At 40.4% G+C, this 21,293-nt stretch carries 21 protein-coding genes; 9 read left to right on the forward strand and 12 right to left on the reverse strand.

Annotated features, from left to right (window positions below; all coding sequences use genetic code 11):
* Window positions 1-94 precede the first annotated feature (94 nt).
* From BB781_RS12045 to BB781_RS12065, 6 genes are all read left to right on the forward strand, one after another.
* Window positions 95-1,555: a small ribosomal subunit Rsm22 family protein gene (locus BB781_RS12045; RefSeq protein ID WP_242492651.1), complete on the forward strand. Its 1,461-nt coding sequence runs from the start codon at window positions 95-97 to the stop codon at window positions 1,553-1,555.
* 96 nt (window positions 1,556-1,651) lie between these two features.
* Window positions 1,652-4,117 (forward strand): DUF3656 domain-containing U32 family peptidase, encoded by a 2,466-nt coding sequence (locus BB781_RS12050; protein WP_094228729.1) that lies wholly within the window; start codon window positions 1,652-1,654, stop codon window positions 4,115-4,117.
* An 85-nt stretch (window positions 4,118-4,202) separates the two neighbouring features.
* On the forward strand, window positions 4,203-4,544 hold the full coding sequence (locus BB781_RS12055) for a hypothetical protein (RefSeq protein ID WP_094228730.1): 342 nt from the start codon (window positions 4,203-4,205) through the stop codon (window positions 4,542-4,544).
* A gap of 564 nt (window positions 4,545-5,108) precedes the next feature.
* Window positions 5,109-5,762 (forward strand): hypothetical protein, encoded by a 654-nt coding sequence (locus BB781_RS12060; RefSeq protein ID WP_129582708.1) that lies wholly within the window; start codon window positions 5,109-5,111, stop codon window positions 5,760-5,762.
* Between the two features lie 327 nt (window positions 5,763-6,089).
* Window positions 6,090-6,227 (forward strand): hypothetical protein, encoded by a 138-nt coding sequence (locus BB781_RS15795; protein WP_164997874.1) that lies wholly within the window; start codon window positions 6,090-6,092, stop codon window positions 6,225-6,227.
* A gap of 211 nt (window positions 6,228-6,438) precedes the next feature.
* Window positions 6,439-7,047, forward strand: a complete 609-nt coding sequence (locus BB781_RS12065; RefSeq protein WP_094228732.1) for a hypothetical protein — start codon at window positions 6,439-6,441, stop codon at window positions 7,045-7,047.
* Window positions 7,048-7,200: 153 nt separating this feature from the next.
* Here BB781_RS12065 and BB781_RS12070 read toward each other — a convergent pair whose 3' ends face one another.
* From BB781_RS12070 to BB781_RS12090, 5 genes are all read right to left on the reverse strand, one after another.
* A complete protein-coding gene (locus BB781_RS12070) occupies window positions 7,201-7,638 on the reverse strand; it encodes a VOC family protein (RefSeq protein WP_094228733.1) in 438 nt (145 codons plus the stop codon).
* Window positions 7,639-7,899: 261 nt separating this feature from the next.
* Window positions 7,900-9,936, reverse strand: a complete 2,037-nt coding sequence (locus BB781_RS12075; RefSeq protein WP_094228734.1) for a cation:proton antiporter — start codon at window positions 9,934-9,936, stop codon at window positions 7,900-7,902.
* A 253-nt stretch (window positions 9,937-10,189) separates the two neighbouring features.
* Window positions 10,190-10,957 carry an alpha/beta fold hydrolase gene (locus tag BB781_RS12080; RefSeq protein WP_094228735.1) on the reverse strand — a complete coding sequence of 256 codons (768 nt, stop codon included), beginning with the start codon at window positions 10,955-10,957 and terminating at the stop codon, window positions 10,190-10,192.
* Window positions 10,935-12,215 (reverse strand): radical SAM protein, encoded by a 1,281-nt coding sequence (locus BB781_RS12085; protein ID WP_242492652.1) that lies wholly within the window; start codon window positions 12,213-12,215, stop codon window positions 10,935-10,937. Before BB781_RS12085 ends, BB781_RS12080 begins: the two co-directional genes overlap by 23 nt.
* Window positions 12,216-12,232: 17 nt before the next feature.
* On the reverse strand, window positions 12,233-12,937 hold the full coding sequence (locus BB781_RS12090) for a hypothetical protein (protein ID WP_242492653.1): 705 nt from the start codon (window positions 12,935-12,937) through the stop codon (window positions 12,233-12,235).
* A gap of 418 nt (window positions 12,938-13,355) precedes the next feature.
* Between BB781_RS12090 and BB781_RS12095 the strand changes: the two genes are divergently transcribed.
* Together BB781_RS12095 and BB781_RS12100 are read left to right on the forward strand one after the other, a co-directional pair.
* Window positions 13,356-13,538 carry a hypothetical protein gene (locus BB781_RS12095; RefSeq protein WP_094228738.1) on the forward strand — a complete coding sequence of 61 codons (183 nt, stop codon included), beginning with the start codon at window positions 13,356-13,358 and terminating at the stop codon, window positions 13,536-13,538.
* A gap of 35 nt (window positions 13,539-13,573) precedes the next feature.
* On the forward strand, window positions 13,574-14,173 hold the full coding sequence (locus BB781_RS12100) for a methyltransferase family protein (protein WP_094228739.1): 600 nt from the start codon (window positions 13,574-13,576) through the stop codon (window positions 14,171-14,173).
* A 136-nt stretch (window positions 14,174-14,309) separates the two neighbouring features.
* Here BB781_RS12100 and BB781_RS12105 read toward each other — a convergent pair whose 3' ends face one another.
* Window positions 14,310-15,125 carry a dienelactone hydrolase family protein gene (locus tag BB781_RS12105; protein ID WP_094228740.1) on the reverse strand — a complete coding sequence of 272 codons (816 nt, stop codon included), beginning with the start codon at window positions 15,123-15,125 and terminating at the stop codon, window positions 14,310-14,312.
* Window positions 15,126-15,289: 164 nt separating this feature from the next.
* A complete protein-coding gene (locus tag BB781_RS12110; protein WP_242492654.1) occupies window positions 15,290-15,913 on the reverse strand; it encodes a VTT domain-containing protein in 624 nt (207 codons plus the stop codon).
* 154 nt (window positions 15,914-16,067) lie between these two features.
* Here BB781_RS12110 and BB781_RS12115 point away from each other — a divergent pair, with 154 nt between their 5' ends.
* Window positions 16,068-16,718 (forward strand): YggS family pyridoxal phosphate-dependent enzyme, encoded by a 651-nt coding sequence (locus BB781_RS12115; RefSeq protein WP_094228741.1) that lies wholly within the window; start codon window positions 16,068-16,070, stop codon window positions 16,716-16,718.
* A gap of 76 nt (window positions 16,719-16,794) precedes the next feature.
* Here the strand turns inward: BB781_RS12115 and hgcB are convergent, their stop codons facing one another.
* The 5 genes from hgcB to BB781_RS12140 form a co-directional block, all read right to left on the reverse strand.
* Window positions 16,795-17,124: a mercury methylation ferredoxin HgcB gene (gene hgcB, locus BB781_RS12120; protein ID WP_094228742.1), complete on the reverse strand. Its 330-nt coding sequence runs from the start codon at window positions 17,122-17,124 to the stop codon at window positions 16,795-16,797.
* Window positions 17,124-18,194, reverse strand: a complete 1,071-nt coding sequence (hgcA, locus tag BB781_RS12125; protein ID WP_094228743.1) for a mercury methylation corrinoid protein HgcA — start codon at window positions 18,192-18,194, stop codon at window positions 17,124-17,126. Before hgcA ends, hgcB begins: the two co-directional genes overlap by 1 nt.
* 19 nt (window positions 18,195-18,213) lie before the next feature.
* Window positions 18,214-18,504, reverse strand: coding sequence for an HgcAB-associated protein HgcC (gene hgcC / locus BB781_RS12130; RefSeq protein WP_094228744.1), 291 nt, complete (start codon window positions 18,502-18,504; stop codon window positions 18,214-18,216).
* Window positions 18,505-18,615: 111 nt separating this feature from the next.
* Window positions 18,616-20,100, reverse strand: coding sequence for an MFS transporter (locus BB781_RS12135; RefSeq protein ID WP_094228745.1), 1,485 nt, complete (start codon window positions 20,098-20,100; stop codon window positions 18,616-18,618).
* A 150-nt stretch (window positions 20,101-20,250) separates the two neighbouring features.
* Complete coding sequence (locus tag BB781_RS12140; protein WP_129582709.1) at window positions 20,251-21,096, reverse strand: hypothetical protein; 846 nt, start codon at window positions 21,094-21,096, stop codon at window positions 20,251-20,253.
* Window positions 21,097-21,293: the final 197 nt, after the last annotated feature.

Below are 21,293 nucleotides of genomic sequence, written 5' to 3' on the forward strand. Positions count from 1 at the left end.
AAAAATTCTATCAGTATATTTATCATGAGGAAAGGGCTATGAATCCATAATGTCAGACAGGGAGATCATATCTACATTCAAATACGTTTTACGTATGAAACCAGAATTCATGTTATCGGAACTTAGAAGTTATCTGAAAGAAGAGGCATCGGTTCCACATATATATAAAATCCTTAAACCCCTGCTTTTTGACCTCGGGGTCGATGCTGTTGCAGAAGAGGAGGATTTCAGGTTGATCCGGGCAGCTCCACAAAAGAAAATGGAACTGAAAGATGACGAAATTAAAAAGAATGATCTCTTTTTCAATTCATCCGGCGTTTCCAGGAAGCTTGAACGTCTTATTGAACAATATATCGAAAAGAAGACCAGTAAAAACTGGGACGATCCGATTGTAATGGAAAAAATAAGAAATGCAATCCGTTCCCAAAAAGCTAGTTACTGGAAAGAAAATAAATCAAGGAACATAAGCTACGAAAAAGGATATAGTGTCCTTGGGTATCTGTCTTATCAGTTTCCAGTGTATTTTGTGCAGTTCCAATATCTTCTCTACGAACTTGCAAAGGACGGCTTGTTGAAAAACCGCATGAAGGTATTGGACGTTGGAACCGGTCCAGGTACAGTTCCATTGGCCATAATCGATCTGTACAACCGTCTTGATAATCGTAAGGCAAACATCCATACCATTGAACTTTTCGACGAGAACATCGAAGCATACAATTTCCTTGTACCGCAGTATGCCGGTGGAAAATCAAATGTCACTGTTGAAGAGCCAATCAGGGCTGATGTAAATAAACTAGATATCGAAAAACTGCCTGATAACATTGATCTTATGGTCTTTTCCAACGTTCTTAATGAAATGAAAGAACTGAGCATGGAACAGAAAGCCGAGCTTGTCAGGAACATGTCAGGAAAACTCTCAGAGGATGGCAGTATTATACTAATAGAACCTGCAGATAAGGTCAACTCCACTGAGATGCGAAAACTCACCATAATGCTGAAAAGAATGGGCATCAAGATATACAGTCCATGTACATTCATGTGGTCAGGAGAATGTACTCTTGATACATGCTGGAGCTTTGAGCATAAAAGAGACATAAAACCTACAAGGCTTATGGAAAAGCTGGCAGAATGCGATGAGCCGTATCGTTACATCAATACAGATATCAAATACTCATATGCTATACTCAGGAAAGATAAACTGTCAAAGCAGATGTTTCTCTTTCCTTCCAAAGCAAAATTCGCGCGTATGTCCCAAATGGAGATGCATGACAAGAAACGTATAAACGTTTTATGCTCATTGATGTCCGGTGATCTTGGTGATGATAAATACAAACTCTACAGGATATGCGACGGCACTTCCAGAAAGGCAATCTACGCCGTGCTACCATCCCATAATCTCATGGAAGAGAACGAAGCTATCACAAAAGCAGGATATGGAAGTATAATTAAGATATTCAATGTGCTTGTCAAATACAATGAAGTAAATGACTCATATAACCTGCTCATAGGAAAAGGAACCACTATTGAATCCCAATATGATGATATGGAAGATTAGAACTGATTTTGCTTATTCCATTTAGGCATTTATACTTATTTCGTGCTTACACATAATTATAGCTTTAACATTTAATCTAACAAAAAATTGATCTGCATGCATAGTAATAAATCCTCAAACTATACACCTCCTGAAGTCCTGGCGCCTGCCGGTGACCCCCAAGCCCTGAGAGCTGCTATTAAAGGGGGAGCAGACGCTGTTTATCTGGGAGTCGGGCAGTTCAATGCACGCCAGGGTGCAAAGAATTTCTCAATTGGAGAGCTCAGGGAAAACATAGATATTGCGCATTCCTATGGTGTTAAGGTGTTCATGGCCCTGAATATTCCTCTCAAGCAAAAAGAGATGCAAGAGGCCATAAATATCGTGCATAAGGCTTATTCATACAACATTGATGCCATTATACTTGAAGACCTGGGCCTGTTCTTTTTGTTAAAAAAGCATTTCCCCGATCTTCCCTTGCATGCAAGCACCCAGATGACCATACATAATCCGCAGGGAGTTGATTTCATAGGAGATGCAGGCGCTTTTAGGGTTATTCTTTCAAGAGAACTTACCACTGAACAGGTAAAAAGCATCATCGATAAGTCGTCCTTAGAGATTGAACTTTTCGTTCACGGTGCTCTTTGTTATTCATTTTCAGGCAGGTGCCTGTTCAGTACTGCCTTAACAGACAGGAGCGCAAACAGGGGTGCCTGTTTCCAGCCATGCAGAAGACCCTATAAGTTGTCTGCCAACGGACAGATCATAGACAGTAAACTGGTAGGTGACTACCCTATCAGCTGTGCCGAACTCTGTACCTTTCCAGGACTTGAGGATATTATAAAAGCCGGTGTGAAGAGTCTGAAGATCGAAGGAAGGATGAAGAAACCCGAGTATGTGACCGCCAGTGCAAGAACCTACAGAAGAGTCGTGGAAAAAGTATGTGATACAGGTGAGAATTTCGGCAGCGACGAACTGGAAGAAATGGAGACAGAACTTGCAAAACTGTTCTACAGGGGCTTTACACGGGGTTTTGTGCTTGGTGAAGAAGATGTCACACAACGTAAGTACAGTGCCAATTACGGCGCTTATCTTGGAAAAGTAGCGAACATCACCAAGTCCGAAAAAGAGGGTCAGCTCACTATCCAGCCCCTTCAGGATATTAAGGTAAATGATGGCATCAGCATAAACACAAGCATCAGGATAATAGGTTGCCGTGTTGACGGGATTCTCGTTAACGGGGAAGCTGTACAGATTGCCAGGAAAGGAGAAAAGGCAACCTTGCTCATAAGTGCAAAGACAAGCAAATCAATAAGAAAGCACGATGAGGTCTATGTGTCTACTGACCCCCAGTTACTTGAAAGATTGCAGAATATGGAACTGCAGACAACCCCACTGATAATAAAGATCCGTGCACGTAAGGGAGAAAAACTGCATATAGATATCAAAAGCAGGAACATGGGAACCCAGGCCACAAGTGATTATGTTGTGCAGGAAGCAAAAAGTTCACCCACCAGCCGTGAACAGATAATTACAGCCCTTGGAAAACTTGGTGATACGACATTCCATGCAGAGGACATCATTCTTGATGTGGATGACAATATATTCATCCCTCTGGGAGCACTCTCCGGCACAAGAAGGGAAGCAGTTGAAGAATTGTACAATTCCAGATTCCCGGTGCAGGGCAGGAATCGAAGGTGTCCTGATGTTTCCACAGGATATAAGCGGAAAAAATCTTCCACGGGATCTGAAATACCCCTGCTGAGTGTAGAAGTTTCAGATATTGAGTCTGTATTTGCCGCTTCAAAGTCAGGTGCAGATATTGTTTATGCCCCAATTGGCCTTTTTCCTGAACTGATAAATGAGGACAATATTCTCAGGACTAAGGGTCTGAAGGAAAAGGATGTGGAATTTGTCCTGATAACACCGCAGATATGCTTTGAAGAGGAAATGCCTGCTCTAAAAGAATTGATGCAACAGGTAACTAATGCAGGATTCAAGGTCGCATGTTGCAATTACGGAACTGTCCAACTGGCAAATGAACTGAATGCACCGTTCGTTGCCCAGAAGGAATTCAATGCTTTCAATGCCTGGACAGCAAGTGCATTCCATTCGTCTGGTGCTTATCGTGTGACACTTTCAACTGAACTTAATCTTGAGGAAATAAGTGAAGTCTGTATTAATACAGACCCTGATATCCAGGTAGAGATCATGGCTTATGGGCGTGAGCTTTTGCTTGTGACAAAGAATGACCTGCTAAAACCGCTCATTGACGATGGTGTAATTGAAGCTGACAGTGATGTACTGCTTATAGACAACACCAAAGGGTCATTCCCGGTGAAAAGGAAAGATGAACGTACCCTGATCTATAATTCAACTGTCCTGAACACTGTAGAGGAAACTAGCAAACTTTGTGACTCAGATGTCGATGTGCTGAGGCTTGACCTGTCACTTTACGGGAAAGAGGACGTGAAGGATATCACACGTAATTTCAGAAGAGCGCTTGACGGTAAACAGATCAAATTGAAATCATCAAGGAATGAGGAATATGATCGGGGCCACTATTTCAAAGGCGTGCTATAGATCGCCATACATATCGTGAAACTGACGCTTCATATTGATTTAAGAATATTGAAAGCATTGAACAAAAAAAAATTCAGGTGAGAAAATGGCAAGAGAACTTTCCCCCAAGGATATAGACGTGTTGAAAAAGGTTGCTCCAGAGTGTGCAGGACTTGAATGTGCAGGTTCAAAAGCTCCTTATAAATCCATACTTCCTCCGCTTTCAAACCACTATGCTAAAAGTGAAGATGATTTCAAAAGCCGCATCTCAGCTCTGAATGGTGATGATCTTGAATATCTCCTGTCACTCATAAGAACAGGAGAAGAGAGTCTGGGGTGTGTGCCACCACATTACATGACCATTTTCCTTGAATTGATAAGTGAAAGGATGGGAAAGGAAAATGCGGAAGAGATAATGACAATTTACATGAAATGGCATGAGTGCTAAAATACTCCGTTGTAAGCTGTTACTAACTGTTACTAACTGTTGCTGAGCTTTTCATAGAGCAGAACCATTCCTTTCAAAGTAAGATAACCTTTATCAGAAGATGAGTGTGAATATGCCTGCAGGACGGGAACGACTACTAGATATTCATTTTTGGATGCAGATTTTTAATTGGGTGAGTATGCCCGGTATTATGGCAACTCTGAGCATAAAACTCGCCCGGTAGGCCAGAAGAAAACGAATCCATGGGGACTATATGATATGCATGGCAGTGGCTTGGTTAACTGTACCAGAAAATGCCGATTGGCATATTGCAATTAGCTTCGACCCGGACTACGGCTGCTACTCATTTGGTTTCCGTCTTCTCAGGTCAGTGTGATCACTACTGTTTTACTGCTTTACAACTTTAATATTTTACTGTTTAATATTCTACATCTTTTCCTCCTTCTACATTAGCATCCAGGCTCAGAAATTCATCAGCTATTTAAGCTATAGAACACCATATGAAAATATTACACCTGGAAGTGTGGTACAATAAAAAAAATGGTTATTATGCTGCTACTTTTGATGATACTGCCCTTAGGTGTCATTGCTGCTGAAAACAGTATTGATTATACTGCGTACAGGAACAACTGGGACCTGCTGAATGAGAATAAAGATGACTGGGTGTGTGTGGATCATGCAGTGAACTACTCAAGGAACAATCCCGGGTGGGGAATAGTTATTATTTCACCGTCACCGCGTTTTAGTGTTCAACCTCATATGACCAATTACAAGATCGATGCTAACAGGCTTTTGATACACGAAGCTCAGATAAACATAACATATGAGCTGGAGATAGTGAATGGAACTATGACAGTTCCCTATTATGAGGATTTCCCGGGCGTGTTCTCAAAACACTGGGAAAGCGGGACTTATTTCCATTTCATTCCAAATGAAACAGGTGTGGTCAGAGTATATACAATGTTGAAAGATAACCGCGATGAGTTTTTCGATTATGAATATATAAGTCTGGATGACCTCGGAAACACCACAGTAGAACTTGATGATAATATCGGATCAATGGTGCTTGAAAATAATGCTGTCAATCTAATTGACAAATCAACAATATCACATAACACAACTACCAATGATAGTCACCTTGAAAACATTGATGAGCCTGGGAGCTATACTACAAAACTCATTCGATTTATTAAATCATTTATAGGACTATTAAAATAATCTGTGCATTTGTGAGTAAACCTATCAATGCATTTGGTTTTTGGCAGGATCATACCAGCAATCCTATCTCTGCTTGCCGCTCTTTTTCCAGCATATCGATAAAATACCTGGAAATTCAAGACATCATTCCCCTGCTTTTTTTGTACGTGCAGCTATCACTTTATACTAAACCTTTTCGATTAAAGTATCCTCCTTAAATTCTTAAAGCAATAAAACCGCAAAGACGATAACTTTAAATAATAATATATCAGTTAAAGGATGCCGGTTATCGAATAAGGACAGCGGAAAAACGTTTAAAAACCATTTGACTATAAAGGAGAAACATCTATGTCTGAAAAAATAGAAGAGCGAGTATTTACTACTTCACCATTACCACCTGTATTGCATGGATTCAAATTGAGCAATGCAAAAACAGAACACAAAGTACATGCAATCCCGGACAGTCATGCATCCGGTACACAGTGATAGTTGAATGATAGTTATTCCTTTATCAGATGACGATACTCATTAATGCTATCAACCAAGCTATCTTCCTTCAATGATCAATCATTTGGGCAGAACTAAAATCAAAGGATGTTTGTGAGGATCTATTTCCTCATGACATCATTTGCTTGTTTTAAATATCCGATACACCCATCCATATTTAAAGAATAGTTTCCATTCCAGGGGTCTTCTTATGAAATTACCCGTACCAATAAAACACGCCCTGATAGAAGCAATGATTTCCCAGTACACTGAAAACTACCCATCTTCCAGGACCCGTGAAGACCCTCTTACTTTTGAAGTTCCACTGGCACGGATTATAGAAGATACTGAGATATTCGGCATCACTTACTCCGACATCCTGGCCACTGTAATCGAAAATCCTTTGTCTCTGTTCCACAGTAAACATTCAGAAGGTGTACTATTCATTCAGCCATTTAGCCGAAGCTGTGACCTCTATGATGAAGTCCTTGGTTATATAAGGGAAAACACATCCTCCAATCCTAAATTTGCGATAGGTTATGATCCTGCAATAAAGGAAGCCCTCATTTATCATTTCTTCACAGGCTCCATTGTTCTGATGGTCCCGGAAGGCATGTCCAGCCTTTCCCAGCTTAAATTCGCCCTTACGGTCGGGGGAAGTAAGCTTCGCGTAATCATAGAAATGACAGGTGGCTGGATTTATCTTTTCCTAAAATATATCATGGAGTCAGATGAATGTGGTAAAATGCCAGCCAGGGATACCAACGTTCAGCAAGTCCTGGTAAGTTATCTGGAAGATGTGTTTCCGGGGGTCAAATAAACTCTTTGCTCTCAGATGATCCATCTTTTTCCCAAGGGAATTTAAGATGCTTTTTTATCCCGGATCGAATTTCGGACAGCATTCTTCATTCATACCAGCACCTTTATAGTTAATAGTCAACTAATTTCAAAATTTGATGTATGTGTAGTTAGTTCATTTTTGGTTGAATTGCTCTAATTCATTATCATAATTAAACTGCCAGCCAACCCCAAACTTATCCGTCACAAAGCCGTATAATTTACTCCAGAATGTTTCCTGTAGGTCCATGCCTACGGTGCCATCACCTTTGAGTTTGTCAAACATTGCCTTTATTTTATCCATGTCCTTACTAATAATTACAAGGCTTACATTGTTCCCGGTGATTAAGGACATGCCGGGTGGGACATCAGAGAACATCACAGTACTTCCTTCGATGTCAAGAGAGGTATGCATTACCAGATCCATCGTTTCTTCCGTCAGAGGAAAGTCTTCATCAAGCGGTACATCTCTGTAGAACATGATCTGAGGTTTTTCTGTTCCGAAAACCTCGGCATAGTATTCTACAGCTTCACGGCAGTTCCCGTTATAATTTATATATGCCTGTACAGACAATTTACTCACTCCCATCTTTAAATTTAATTAATATCTGAAACTTAATCAATTAAATAGCTTACCTATGCTTCAAAAGCAACAGGCTGATGCAATTATACCGCAAAGGCTCATGAACTGAGTTCTGTCGATAAGCGATGCAATAGAAAGATGATGTGCAAACATGAACTGCAGATGAACCCATCTCCCTGAATGATAGACACCTACAGTTCATAGTTCATTAATGGTTTTCTATAAAACCCAACTTTTACATAATGGAATGGATTATTCGATACCAAAGAACTTTAGATCGTCCGGTCTTTCCCCGATCGGCGGGTAGGCTATAATGAGGTTACCCTTGAAATATGATGTAATACGCCTTGGTAGCACTTGTAGCATGGGATGCCAACCCGGAGTGTCTCTTCGGGTACTGAGACTGATAATTAGTTCATGTGGAGATTCGCCTCTTGCATGCAACATGTCCAAAAGGAGCCTCCATCCGCCCAGGCCTTCAAAACTGATAGGAAGGTCAGGGCTTAATTTGTTAAATATTTCTTTATAAATTGCCGGGTCATCACCTACAACAAGGGCTTTTACAGGTGCTGATGTACCTTCTGAAATCCTTCTAATTGTATCTACTACAGAATACAATCCTGTATTATGATCAATGCCATGGGGTATTATAAGGGTAATCTCCTGTGTGTTGCACAGAGGATGCCTTATCATTGAAACTAGCACAAGTTTCTCAGTTCCGCGAAGCAACTGGTCAATGATCGACCCGATCACATTCTCCTTTGGAGAATGAACTCCATCCCATCCGATCACAACGGTTGAGATCCTGTTCTCAATGACCGTCCCCATGATACCGGAAGCTATGTTATAATTAAGACGCACATGAGTATTTACAGGAACCTCGGCACATGCTGCATAGTTTAGAGTCTCCTGGAGCATCTTCTCGGCCTCTGCCACCATTTTTTCGGAATTGCCGGCATCACGCTTCACGACGGAAAGCACATTCAAAGGCTCATCGGACTTTCTGTCCCGGATCATAAGGGCCAGATCCATCAAAAGCTGTTTATAAGTTGATTGTGCTGAAAAAGAAACGAGAATACGAGGGATTATCTCTGCAGGATTGTATGTGGCCTTGTCTGTAAGTGAAACTCTGCTGCCATATCTTTCAACGATCTGAGGACTAATTATTGCGACAACAAGCATCATCATTACTACAGCATTTATCATACTCTCATTAAAAAGACCGGCTTTAAAGCCGATCAGCACAATTGCTAGCGCTGCTGCAGCCTGGCCCACCGATAGTCCGAACATGCTCATTATCTGATCGTTGCCATACCTGTACATACGACCTGTGATCCATGCAGCTCCCAGCTTTGTGATGAGCACAAGTCCTATCATCCAGATTGCAAGTGTGAGCTGGTGTCCGCCTTCAACGAATGCGCGGATGTTCACCAGCATACCTACTGAAAGAAGGAAGAATGGTATGAATAGTGCATTCCCCACGAACTCTATCCTGTTCATGAGAGGACTGCTGCTTGGGATCAGGCGATTGAGTAAGAGTCCGGCAAGAAATGCTCCAATGATAGGTTCAACACCTGCCACTTCTGCAAAATATGCAATTACAAAAGCCACAGCCATCACGAAAAGAAATTCAAAATAACTCTCATCAGTAAGTTTACTGAAGAACCATCTGGCGATTCGTGGTACAATTAGCCATGAACCCACAAAGAACAAAGTAAGTCCGAGTCCTAGTCTTATCCAGAAGAACATGTCAAGGCTGTCATCCAGGGAAGGTACAACAACTGCAAGGACCATGAGGGCCATTGTGTCAGTCATTATTGTACCACCAACTGCCACTGTAATAGCTTCGTTGTTAACGATCCCCAATCTCTTGATAACAGGATAAGCAAGCAAAGTGTGTGACGCAAATATAGAAGCAAAAAGAAGTGCTGCAGGGAAAGAGAGGCCTAATATGTAATATCCGGCGGCAGTACCTGCTAATTGTGGTATTATAAATGAGAATATACCAAATACCAGACTTCTGTCTATCTTCTCGATGAACTTATTTATGTTGATCTCCAGCCCGGCTATGAACATCAGGTAAACAAGGCCTATTTCTCCAAGAAGTATGATCGTTTCATTACGATCCAGTATATGCAATGCGTTTGGTCCGATAAAGGCACCAACAATTATTATTCCTATCATCCCTGGCAGCCTGAATAACTTCAAAAGAAGAGGTGCTATGAGAAACACAAGCATCGAAAGCGCGAAGATCAGTACTGGCTCATGTATAGGAAGTCCTGGGAACATGCTCACTCTCTGTTATTATCACGTCATTTAAAAACAATCTAAGTAAAGAAACAGCATATGACATTTAAATATTTTGTTGATGCACTTAAGGAGTATCTAATTTATTTCAAGTATTCAGAACTGGAGTTAATACTATAAATGGGTGCCGATGTCATCGGCATCAACAACAACATTTATTGTTTTTTGAATATTGCAGTATAACTGTACATTGATGGCCTCCGCCCTCCAACGTTATGATCTATAGGGGACTTCATTAATTTGAGTTTAAATACTTAAAAACAACATTATTAAACTTATCCGATTGTTCAATTGAGCATACATGACCGCAATTATCAATTACCTCGATCTGGGAATTGCTTATTTTCTTACTGTATTTTAAAGTGTCTTTCAAAAAAAGATAGTCTTCATTTCCTGAAACATACAGGACCTTAATATCATCATTTAGTTTATCCAGCCAGGTTAAACTTTGTGTTGTTTGTGGAATAATATCCAACCATTTACAAAACTCATTGTAACCAAGTTTTTGTGCTTCATTTACAAAAATATCCCTTGATCTTTTATGATTCTTTTTAGGTAGTATAATGTAAGCGAAAAATCTGTAAAGGACCATATAATTGATCATTTTTTTGAAAGTTATTGCTAAGAACAGCAAGAACCTTGTTTTAAAATTGAATTTGATGATTCCTCCACCCATAATTAATGAGTTTACTTTTTCGGGATATAATACCGCAAATCGTAAGCATATTAAAGAACTAAAGGAAAAGCCCAGGAAATGAGCCTTCTTAATTTGATAATGATTCACTGTGTTAGTTATAAGCTTACATATTTTATCCAGGTCAAGATATTCATCTACTTTGTTCTTGTGCATTTCAAGCACAAGCAGGTTATAGTATTTTGAAAAGAACTCGATCTGTTTTTTCCATGTTCTGGCACTACCTCCAAAACCATGAATAAACACTATCCATTCAGCAGAATCTTTTTTATGAAAAACCTGGGCACTAAATCTTTTTTCTTCTGCCATCGGTTATTCCTTTCTTAAAAGAAAAATATTTTAAAAACATAGGAAAATTCTTCTGGTTATACTCTGGCATTTTCTTAAATAGTTCGTCTGATATTACTTCCCATTCTTTAGCTCGCTCATAACTTTTCTGAGCAAGATTTTCAGCGGATTCCGGGTTGGCTAGATGAGTCGATCTTGCATCTCCGGCATTGACCACATCAATGATTGCTTGTGGGTTATCTATTAAAGGGCATGGTCTCAATGGGTTTTGTGAGAATGGCTGAGCATCTCTAAAAGCAGTAAAGAATTTGGACCTGAGAGCTTCAGCAAGCGATACTTCATATATGTTCGAATCTGAATAGTGACAGAATGCACATGGCTCAACGTCACCCTTAGCATTGATATGAGCAAAACCAACACCTGCGCCAATACAACCAAACGATAGATGACCGTTGTTCCAGAAATCTATGACCACATAGTCGTGTTTTATACAGTAATCCCTGATTTTTTCCTGTACATATGCCCTTTGCTGGGCGGTACATACCAATGAAAGATCAGCATCGCTTCCGACAGGAATATACTGGAATAACCAGCCAAACCAGGCACCTTTTGCTCGCATGTGATCAAGAAACTCATCACTTGCTACGGTCTTGTAATTCTTTGAATGATAGCAGGCTGAAAAAGCAAACGCAATGCCTCTTAACTTTAAAATATCCATGGCCTTGATCGCTTTATCATAAACACCGGCACCTCTTCTGAAATCCGTTTCTTCTTTTGTGCCTTCAATACTTATGAAGACATTCAAATTCCCGACTTCAGCCATTTCATTGGCAAACTCTTCATCGATCAAAGTGGCATTAGTAAATGCACCGAATGTCATTTTGTTATGCTTTTTGCATAATTTGAGGATATCATCTTTCCGGAGTAAAGGTTCACCACCGGTCATTAAACATTCCATTATCCCTAATTCTTCGGCTTGATCTAATATGTTGTCAAACTTTTCATATGAAATGTTATGGCCACTCTTATAATCCTGAGACCAGCAGCCTTTACACTTGAGATTACAATCACTGGTCGGATCTATCATAAGGTCCCTTGGAATGGAGCTTTTGTTTTTGAACCCTCTGTATAGCTCTTTCAAAGTAACGAAATTGCTCATGGTAAAATGAGTGGTCATACTCTTAGCAAAAAAGAATTGCTTACACTGGTAGACGTATGCTTTATGATGTGGGAAAGGAGGTATTTCTTCTCTTTTCCCGTTGATCATTAAATACTTCAATTGCAATACCCCGATTGTTATTTTTTAGTCACGGATACTTTTTGTGGAATAACACCGTCAAAAACAAATTCACCATCTGAATTAGAGGTCAAGCTGGTTATTTCAAGCCCCGGAACAACTGTATATATCCGGGGGAAGTAATCTTCCATTACACTTACGCTTTCATCCTCTAGATATTTATCCGGAAGCGAAACGGCTCCAAGAGAGAATTTTTCCGGATCCCCGCTTAATTGATTGTTTGTAACACTGATCCTTCCTTTACTATAGATATTCAGGCTATCTGGCAGCGGAAGAGGAACATCGTCTGCAACATCTGAATACAGATCGGTTTTAAGTCTCTTTATATCAGCAGTACTCGATCCTTCCATAGTTCCATCTGGTAACACTTTTACTTGCAGATTATCAAACCACCAGAATCCAGGTGCAATTTCATTCAGTAAAGCCGTTGACTCTTCTGCAGTTAAAGTAAATTCTTTTCTTTGGTAATCTGAAAACTCGAAATCATAATCATTGATTGACTTCTTCTCTGCATCTTTTTTATACTCTTCCAGTTCTGCACCGGTCATGCCTTCATATTCTATTTGCATACCGGTTTTTTCCAGGGCACTTAAATAGTCTTCATGAGTGTAGTCAACTCCAAGATCTTTAGGCCCAAGTAATGAAAAACTTGCATAGACCCAAGATACACTAGCTAGAATTAATACAAAAACTGCTAATAACACATACGTGAGTTTTCCTTTTTCTTTGCTAATTATAACACCAGCCCTTATTCTAAAAATATTATAATAATTTCGGCTTCATTCTATTTAACTCAATATCCCAACCGTGACAGCCAAATATAACTGAAGAGTTTATATTGTTGTATTCGAATGAATACGTAAATACAAACTAATTAAGGTATTTGACGTGTCTACTACAATAATATATGTTTTGCTATCTAGTTCTAAAAAATCATATTTTATTTTTGATTAATAATTTTTAGTAATTTTAATTAAAAATAATATAAATTAAAAAAAATCAATTTATATATAAATAAAATTTCCCTGTTTTTTATAATATTATGGGAGTTGTATTGTAAAATTGCGTAGTATAAGAAGCTTTAATACGTAATTGAAACCATATCTAATTTGGAGGAGTATTATGGAACATGAAATAAATCCCAAGAAACGGGTTTTTCCAACGTTTCCGGTAATAATATTAGTTACTGGCATTTTGTGGTTAATAAATGACCTGCACATATTAACAATTGATATTCCATGGTTTCCCATAGTTTTAATAATCCTTGGAATTGGATGGATCATCGACTTCTATAAAGGGAAGTGAAATCCATCATTATTTCTAAAGGGAGGATATAAAAATTGATTTCATCCATAGTGATCCTTATTTTTTGTCTGGTGGGATTTGCAGCTATTCACAGCCTTATTGCAAGCCTGCGCTTTAAACGCCAAATCGTGCAGTTTTTAGGTTCCAGAGCAGACAAATTGTATATGCCGGTATACAGTCTCATCGCAGTTGTAACGCTATTGCCGCTTATTTATCTGCTCTATAAGAATCCGGGACCGTTCCTCTACATAATACCATCTCCCTGGCGCTGGTTTATGGTCGGCGGACAGATTATTGCTGCCATCATTGGTCCAAGGGCTCTGAGGGATGCACCTCACAGATTTATGATACGTTCACAGCTATCTGGGCCAAATGCTCCTGAAGCAACTCCCCTGGATATCCGGGGTGTTTATCGATGGATAAGAGATCCTTTCCTTCTCTCCGGGTTGGTCATCATGTGGCTCACTCCTTTTATGACCGTCAACCTACTTATTATATACATCCTGACGACCATATACTTGTTCATGGGGTCTCTGCACTGGGAAAGCAGGCTTGTGGCACAGTTTGGTGACGAATACAGGGAGTACCAGAAAAAAGTTCACAGGGTAATTCCTTATTTAAAAGCACATCGTTAGAGACTTATAATTAAGCTCTCCAAATATCCCCGTCAAAGATAATTGAACATATAACAAAAATGGAATCCAATGAATAAAAAGCATTTGTTTCTATTCATCTGGTTGTTTTCAGTTTGCATCTCTACCATCAATTCCTTTATTTTAGCGTGCGATCAAAGAATGTGACCATTTGCCAGTAAGCATCTTCTGCTTCAAAGCTCCTTGATAACTGGCTTTCCTCAAGCACGAACCCATGAGGCTGTCCCTGGTAGACTTTTAGTTCAAAGTACTTGCCAGCGGCATCCAGTTCAGCAGCGTAACTGTAAATATTTGATATATTGCTTGCCTGGTCGCTTGTCCCATGAATTATCAGCATTGGAACATCAAGTTCTTCAAGTACATCAACGGGTCTGTCCGGTCGATGTTCCTCCCCACCCGAATAAGGGAAACCGTACCATGCAACCCCCGATACAAAATCATCTATTTCTGGAAGGAAAAGCATAGTGTAACGCCCGCCTGCACAAAAACCGGTCAGACCAAGGCTTGCAATGTTAACATCGGATCTGTTTGCCATATAGTCGACGGAATCCCTGATCAATTGTGCTACAGTTGCATCGTCGGGAGATGTCTCAAAGGTCTGCCACCTGGGAGATATTACTACATAGCCTTCTGAAGCAAGCTGGTCAGTAAGATCCATATAGCCTGGTTCCAGTCCGTTGAATGAATGTATAAGCACAATTGCCGGTTTCCTGTCCCCTGTTGAAGGTGCAGCAATATAAACAGGATAGGTCAGATCGCCGCTGACAATTTCGATTTCCATTCCTTCAACCTGGATTTCTGTTCCAGTTCCATTGTTCTCCATTTCATCATCATCGATCCCATTTGTAACATCGGTATTTTCGTTCATATCGCCAATACAGCCTGATATTCCTACAAAGGATATTACGAACAGACAAAGAAGTAAGTATTTCATTTGTAACCCCCTTCAATCCGGTACCATTAATTACACAAATGCTCAGCTGTCATGGAACTCCCTATCCATACCAGCAAATCAAAAATACCGGTCTATATTGAAATATATAATTCGATATTATTTCTATAATACGCTTAGCTAATCGGGAAAAAAGATACTGTTTTTCAGACCAGACTGTATCCTAATTTTGAAAGTTCTACAAGTATAATTATAAGTATAAAATTACCTACAAGCAACGGAACAATCATTTTTTTGAATGAAAATTCAGCTATTGCAAGTGCTATTGCAATTATATCACTTGGAAGGGGGGTCAAAGAATACAGGAAAATTAGTAGCATAATCATTCTGTCATCAATATTTTCAATTCTTTTTGTCAGGGCAAGAACATAATCTGCATACCTGCTTTTGATACAGTTCTTACTTTTAGTACCCATATAGTAAAAAAGGAGATCTCCAGAAGTAAGACCAACGCTTGCAAATACTGCAATCAATATCGTATTTACTCCCCCCAGTGCTATTGTGATCAATGCTGTATAGAACGTTGTTGAGGTAAATGTGGAAACACCACCAATCATAGCAAGCATAAAGACAAAAATATAAACATTATTTACTCCCAGTTTATCAACAAGTTCTTCAGGAGGGTGATAGTAAAGAAGAATTGACCACGAAACAATGAACAGTATAATCACCCAGATAATCCGTGTACTTACTTTTCCGTCGTATAGGGGACACATTTTCACTTCATTTTGACTGTCTGCTGGGACCTCTTTTCCTTTTTTTGGCTGCATTGGATCTTTAATTTATTTGAACGTTTCCAGATTAAAATCCTTCCCCGGTCGGTATTGTATTTCAGTCTTATATGTTAAGAAAATGGACCCAAACGAATTTTTATATGAACTGCATTTAATTTAACTAATAATACTATAATCGTTGGGAATTCGAATGTCAGTCACTCAAAATCTGAAGTCTATCTGTAATGAACTCAAAAACACCAAGCTTGTCTGTGTGACTAAGACAGTGTGCTCTGAACGAATAAATGAGGCAATTTGTGCAGGAGCCACCATCATAGGAGAAAACAGGGTTCGTGAGTTCGAAGAGAAATATGATCAGCTCCTGCCATGTGAAAAGCATCTGATAGGACATTTGCAGACGAACAAGGTTAAAAAGGCAGTTCAATTTTTTGATCTTATCCAGTCGGTCGATTCGCTTAAACTGATACAGGAAATAGATACGAAAGCTGGAGCTGCCGGTAAAGTACAGGAAGTCTTCCTTCAGGTCAACGTAGGTAATGAGCCGCAGAAATACGGTTTCAAACTCAACGATGTTAGACCGGCAATAACAGAGATCCGTTCACTCAAAAATGTCCGGGTGACAGGACTCATGTGTATACCTCCTTTTCTATCCGCTGAGCAAGTGCGTCCATATTTTAAGAAGATGAAGCTGCTTTTCGATGAGATAAAGCAGGAAAATCAGGATAACATCGAGATTCGGGAACTGTCAATGGGAATGTCCGGTGACTACAAAGTTGCAATAGAGGAAGGAGCAACGATAGTTCGTGTTGGTTCTGCTATTTTTGGTGACAGAAAACAGTGAGTTTAGAGTAAACGTTTTATCAGTCCAAATGTGCAGTTATAAAATGCAATAAAAAAGGGGCTTTAAACTCAATTATTTATTGATCCCTTTTATTTTTAACACTCCCGCCGCAGCATGAACCGGTATCTCCTCCGCAACAACAATCAGCACTGTCCATGTCCTTTCCCCTGATCGTTGCGCCAATCATTGCCCATGCACAGCCGACACCGCTCTGCACTTCAATTGCCAGGACAGGACAGTTCCGGGCACATGCACCGCATTCCATGCATGCGGCTGGCTGCGTAAGTTCAACATGTTCTTTTCCCTCAGTAAAAACTCCACGGGGGCAGACCTGCGTACATCGCAGGCAATTAATGCACCTGTCTGGATAATACTGGAGAGTGTTTTCACGATAAGAATCAAACATCAGATCACCTTCATGATCTTAATTATTCCCAGCAGGACTGTGATAAGTAGTCCGGATCCTGCCATAAGCGCCATGGCAGGTATATATCGGAAAATTTCTTTTTTAACACCGGTTCTTGAAGTGAATGTTGTGCAACCTGTAAAATTAAGGGCTAAGTATGCCGTCACTGCCGGAATTAGCAGAAGTGGAACCAGTGCTGTAAGCACAGTTGTCCAGAGGGGCATTGCAGAATCAGCAGCAAAGGAAATTGCAAATGGAATGGCAACAATCTCTCCCAGTATGAGTCCTTTTGTACTGAAATCATGCGTGGGAAGAAACGGAAGCAATATTGGAAAGAAAACGGTTCCTGTAAGTACTGTGGTAATTGCAGCAAGGGCTGCAATAGGGCCTGCAAGGAAGTAAAGAATGATAGCAGCAGCAATTGTTGGTACTATTGCATGGACCAGTTCCACTGGTGTGAGTACCAGCCTGTCCCTGAATGAGAATTGAACCTTGCGCATTTCGGGTGTTGCTTTGTGTGTTTCAAGGTATTTCGTAAGGTCACTGGCACGGACAGGGCCATATTCTACCCTGAAACCAGACAGGCGCTGCACTTCATGTGCCGAGATTCCCGGAGCACTGAGTTGTGGCAGTATGAGGGTACGGTGACTGACAATTCCGGCAAGCCCTGTCCATGCTATGCATCGCACGAGTTCATCTGTTCCGAATGTGCCCTTGCCTGCAGCACACCATACATTAATTCCCTTTGTATCAAGGACAAGAATATAACTATCTGTGTCTTCAAGTGCAGATCGGAGCGCATCAAAACTCAATGTGTAGTTTGCCGAAACAAAAATCATGGAATGAGCATCAGTTTTTCCTATTTTGTAAAGGCCGGGATTTACAATCTGTCCCATCCGGTTTACACCCCAGCGGACCAAGAAGTGATTGAGCCTGTCGTTAAGCGTAAGCTTACCTGTAATCGTAGTGATTTCAGATGGCGGACTATTATTGATAAGATTTATGAATGGCAATGTATCCGGTTTCGATGCACATAGAAACTGTGAATCTCTAGTCCTATTTGTATCCATGTGCTACTATCTCCTTCCCTTAATCACCCTTGTGCATCAATGGATCAAGTACTTCTTTTACCATTCCGCTAAGGTTCTCTGCCTTAATAAGGGCAAAACAGCAGATGCTACCGTCCTTTTCCCAGCTTATCAAAGCAAGCTTGCTCCCACTATTAATGCCAGCTTTTTCCCGCACATCCTTTGGAAGCACCATTTGTCCCCTTTCATCCACACTAAGTATTGCTTCTATCTTGTATGCAGAATCCGGATTACAATCACATACTAAACCATAAGAATTACAAGCTGTGTTATCTGCCTTTTTTTTAGTCATTCAAATCCTCATATACCTATGAGTTTTCTATATATTTGTATTTTTCTGAAAAATCAGATAAAACTTAAAAATAAGATGTAATGAAATGCAAAACAATGAATAATGTATCTCTTACTTTTTCTCAAAATGAGCTGCATGATTGTTTTTCCCTCTTGCAAGAGATGCAAATATTCCCAGAATACAAAAGATCGTAAACAGGATAAATGCATAGTGCAGACTTGACATAAACTGCTGATGGTATTTGGGCGTTATTACAACAGGACCTACAACAATTGAAAATATCATCATCGCAATGCCCATTGAAAGCATCTGGCCAAGAAGTCTCATTGTTCCGTTCATCCCGGAAGCGACGCCGTAGTACTTTTTGTCCACTGAGCTCATGATAACATTTGTGTTCGGGGACGAAAAGAGCCCAAATCCTGTACCAAGTACCAGAAGAGCTATGATCATGTACCACATGGGTGTTGTTTCCGTAATGAAAGTCAGGAGCAGGAGTCCTATTGCAGTAAATGTCATTCCTGTTGATGCAATGATACGTGGCTCGATTCTGTCAGATAAACGGCCGGCGACTGGGGAGATCATGGCCTGGACAACTGGCTGCACTATAAGGATAAATCCAGCATGTTGAGGGGTGAAACCTTTAGTGTATTGCAGGTCAAGACTCAGGAGAAAAGTCACTGCGAAAGTTGCACTGTAATTAATGAGTGCAGACAGGTTTGACAGGGCAAAGACCCTATTTTTAGTCAGAAGCCTGATATCCAGCACAGGGGAAGGAATTCGCATCTCATACAGGGCAAATATTATGACTCCGATAATTCCCACTGCTATGAGAGAAGCGCCTTTAAGATCCGGAAGGGTTGAAAAACCATACATTACAGCCACTACCGATGCACCGTATATAAGTGAACCTTTCAGGTCAAAGCGTTCTCCTTTGCATTCAGCCCATTCCCCTTTAAGCTTCCAGAGAATCAGGATAATTGCTGCGATACCTATGGGAACATTTACTAAGAAAATACTCCTCCAGCCAAGATGCTGGGTCATTATGCCGCCAACGAACGGACCTGCGGAAAGCCCAATGTAAACTGCTGTGATGTAAATACCGAGAGCCTGTCCACGCTCCCCAGGTGGAAAAACGGAAGTAACAATAGCTACTCCGGTCCCGAAGATCATGGCACTTCCCAGACCCTGGAGTATCCGAACCCCAATCAGCATTTCTGTAGAAGGGACCATTGTCATTACCAGGGATGAGAACGTAAAGATAATTATGCCATATAGAAAGACCCTTTTTCTCCCATAGATGTCGGCGATCTTTCCGAACGGTACAAGGAACACTGCTGAAGAAAGAAGGTATGCGGTGGCAACCCAGGAAAGAGCTATGGCATTCATATGGAATTCCGCTCCAAGTGTCGGCAGTGCAACATTTACTGCCGAACCATCGAAAGGGGTAATGAATCCCGCAAGTATCGCGATGAGAAGTACAATTTGTTTTTCTGTGTTGTGTATAGGGATAGCAGGTTTTTTGTCTGTTCCCACAATCTCAGGAAATAGTCCGGGGCCTTCAGCAGATGGTCCGGTACCATTTTTTTTTGTTACCATGTATATCACTGATCAGCAAGGTCATCGTTTACTGAAAGCATCAATATATAAAAAGAATGTGAGTTATGACCAAAATAATGAGTACTGATTGACTGGAAAAAAGCATAATACCGGGAAAAACATCCATCCTTTAAATAGGGAATATAGTTATCAATCTTTATTGCCCTTTTTCTTTCGTGATTCCTGTAATATCTTCACAGGTATACCTGCACCCGGAATAATTGCTCCTGCTACTTCCCCGCCAATCTCGAACAATGTTTCCTCGGTGAAGATCTCTGCCATCTTTTCCCTGAGTACTTTGCCGGCATAGAATTCGCCTGTAATACCATCGAATTCCAGGACATTCTGTTTGTTCTTTGGAAGCCAGGTATATTCAAAAGCATATATAGGCCTGAAATATAGATCCAGGCTTTCTATTCGCACAGTCTCATCCAGCACCTCGTCAGCGTCCATGGGCTTTATCATACTGTTCAGCAGTTTCCTTACAAGATATGCCGCTTTTACTTTTACCGGGACTACGATGTTATCTTCAACATCCAGTTCTTCAGTCTGTGATATCGCACGGGTTTCCATGCTCAGGTACCTGGAGAAATCATCTTCTGTTTCCGTATATGCATCCATGAAAACTTCCCTGGTGCTTGATTCCAGACAGTGTTCAATACCATGAAGTTTGACATTTCGATCCTTATCTATTTCCCGTTCCTCATTACAGATAATTACGTTCTGCACGGCAGGATCGCGGATCTTTATTATGAACTCTGTATTGCGCTTGTATTCAAAATGAGTTGAGCATACAGCATGCCAGAAAGGCTTATACTGTTTTTCTGCATGGGTTATGTTGATATCCTCTGGTTTTGGCCGGGATAATAGATTCTTGAGTCCACCAAATGCTGCAGTTTTCTTGTTCCAGGCAAGTTCCTTCATATCCTCAAAAGATTTCTCACCAGTCAACACCAGCATTCGCGGTTCGGTTATTTCCAGTTTCAGACTCTCCACAATTAAAGTTATACTGAATATGGATAATAAGTTTTCGATTTGATCTTGTTAATGCAATATAAAAACAGTTGTAACTATTCAGCCTACAAAAATCTGCCGGTAGATGCTGATCTCATCGTAACGGAGATGTTTGCTCAATAACAACCTAAGAATCAAAAAAACAATCAATAGCAACAATCAAAATAAACAATCCTTAT

The organism is Methanolobus psychrotolerans (assembly GCF_002243045.1).
Lineage (GTDB): Archaea > Halobacteriota > Methanosarcinia > Methanosarcinales > Methanosarcinaceae > Methanolobus > Methanolobus psychrotolerans.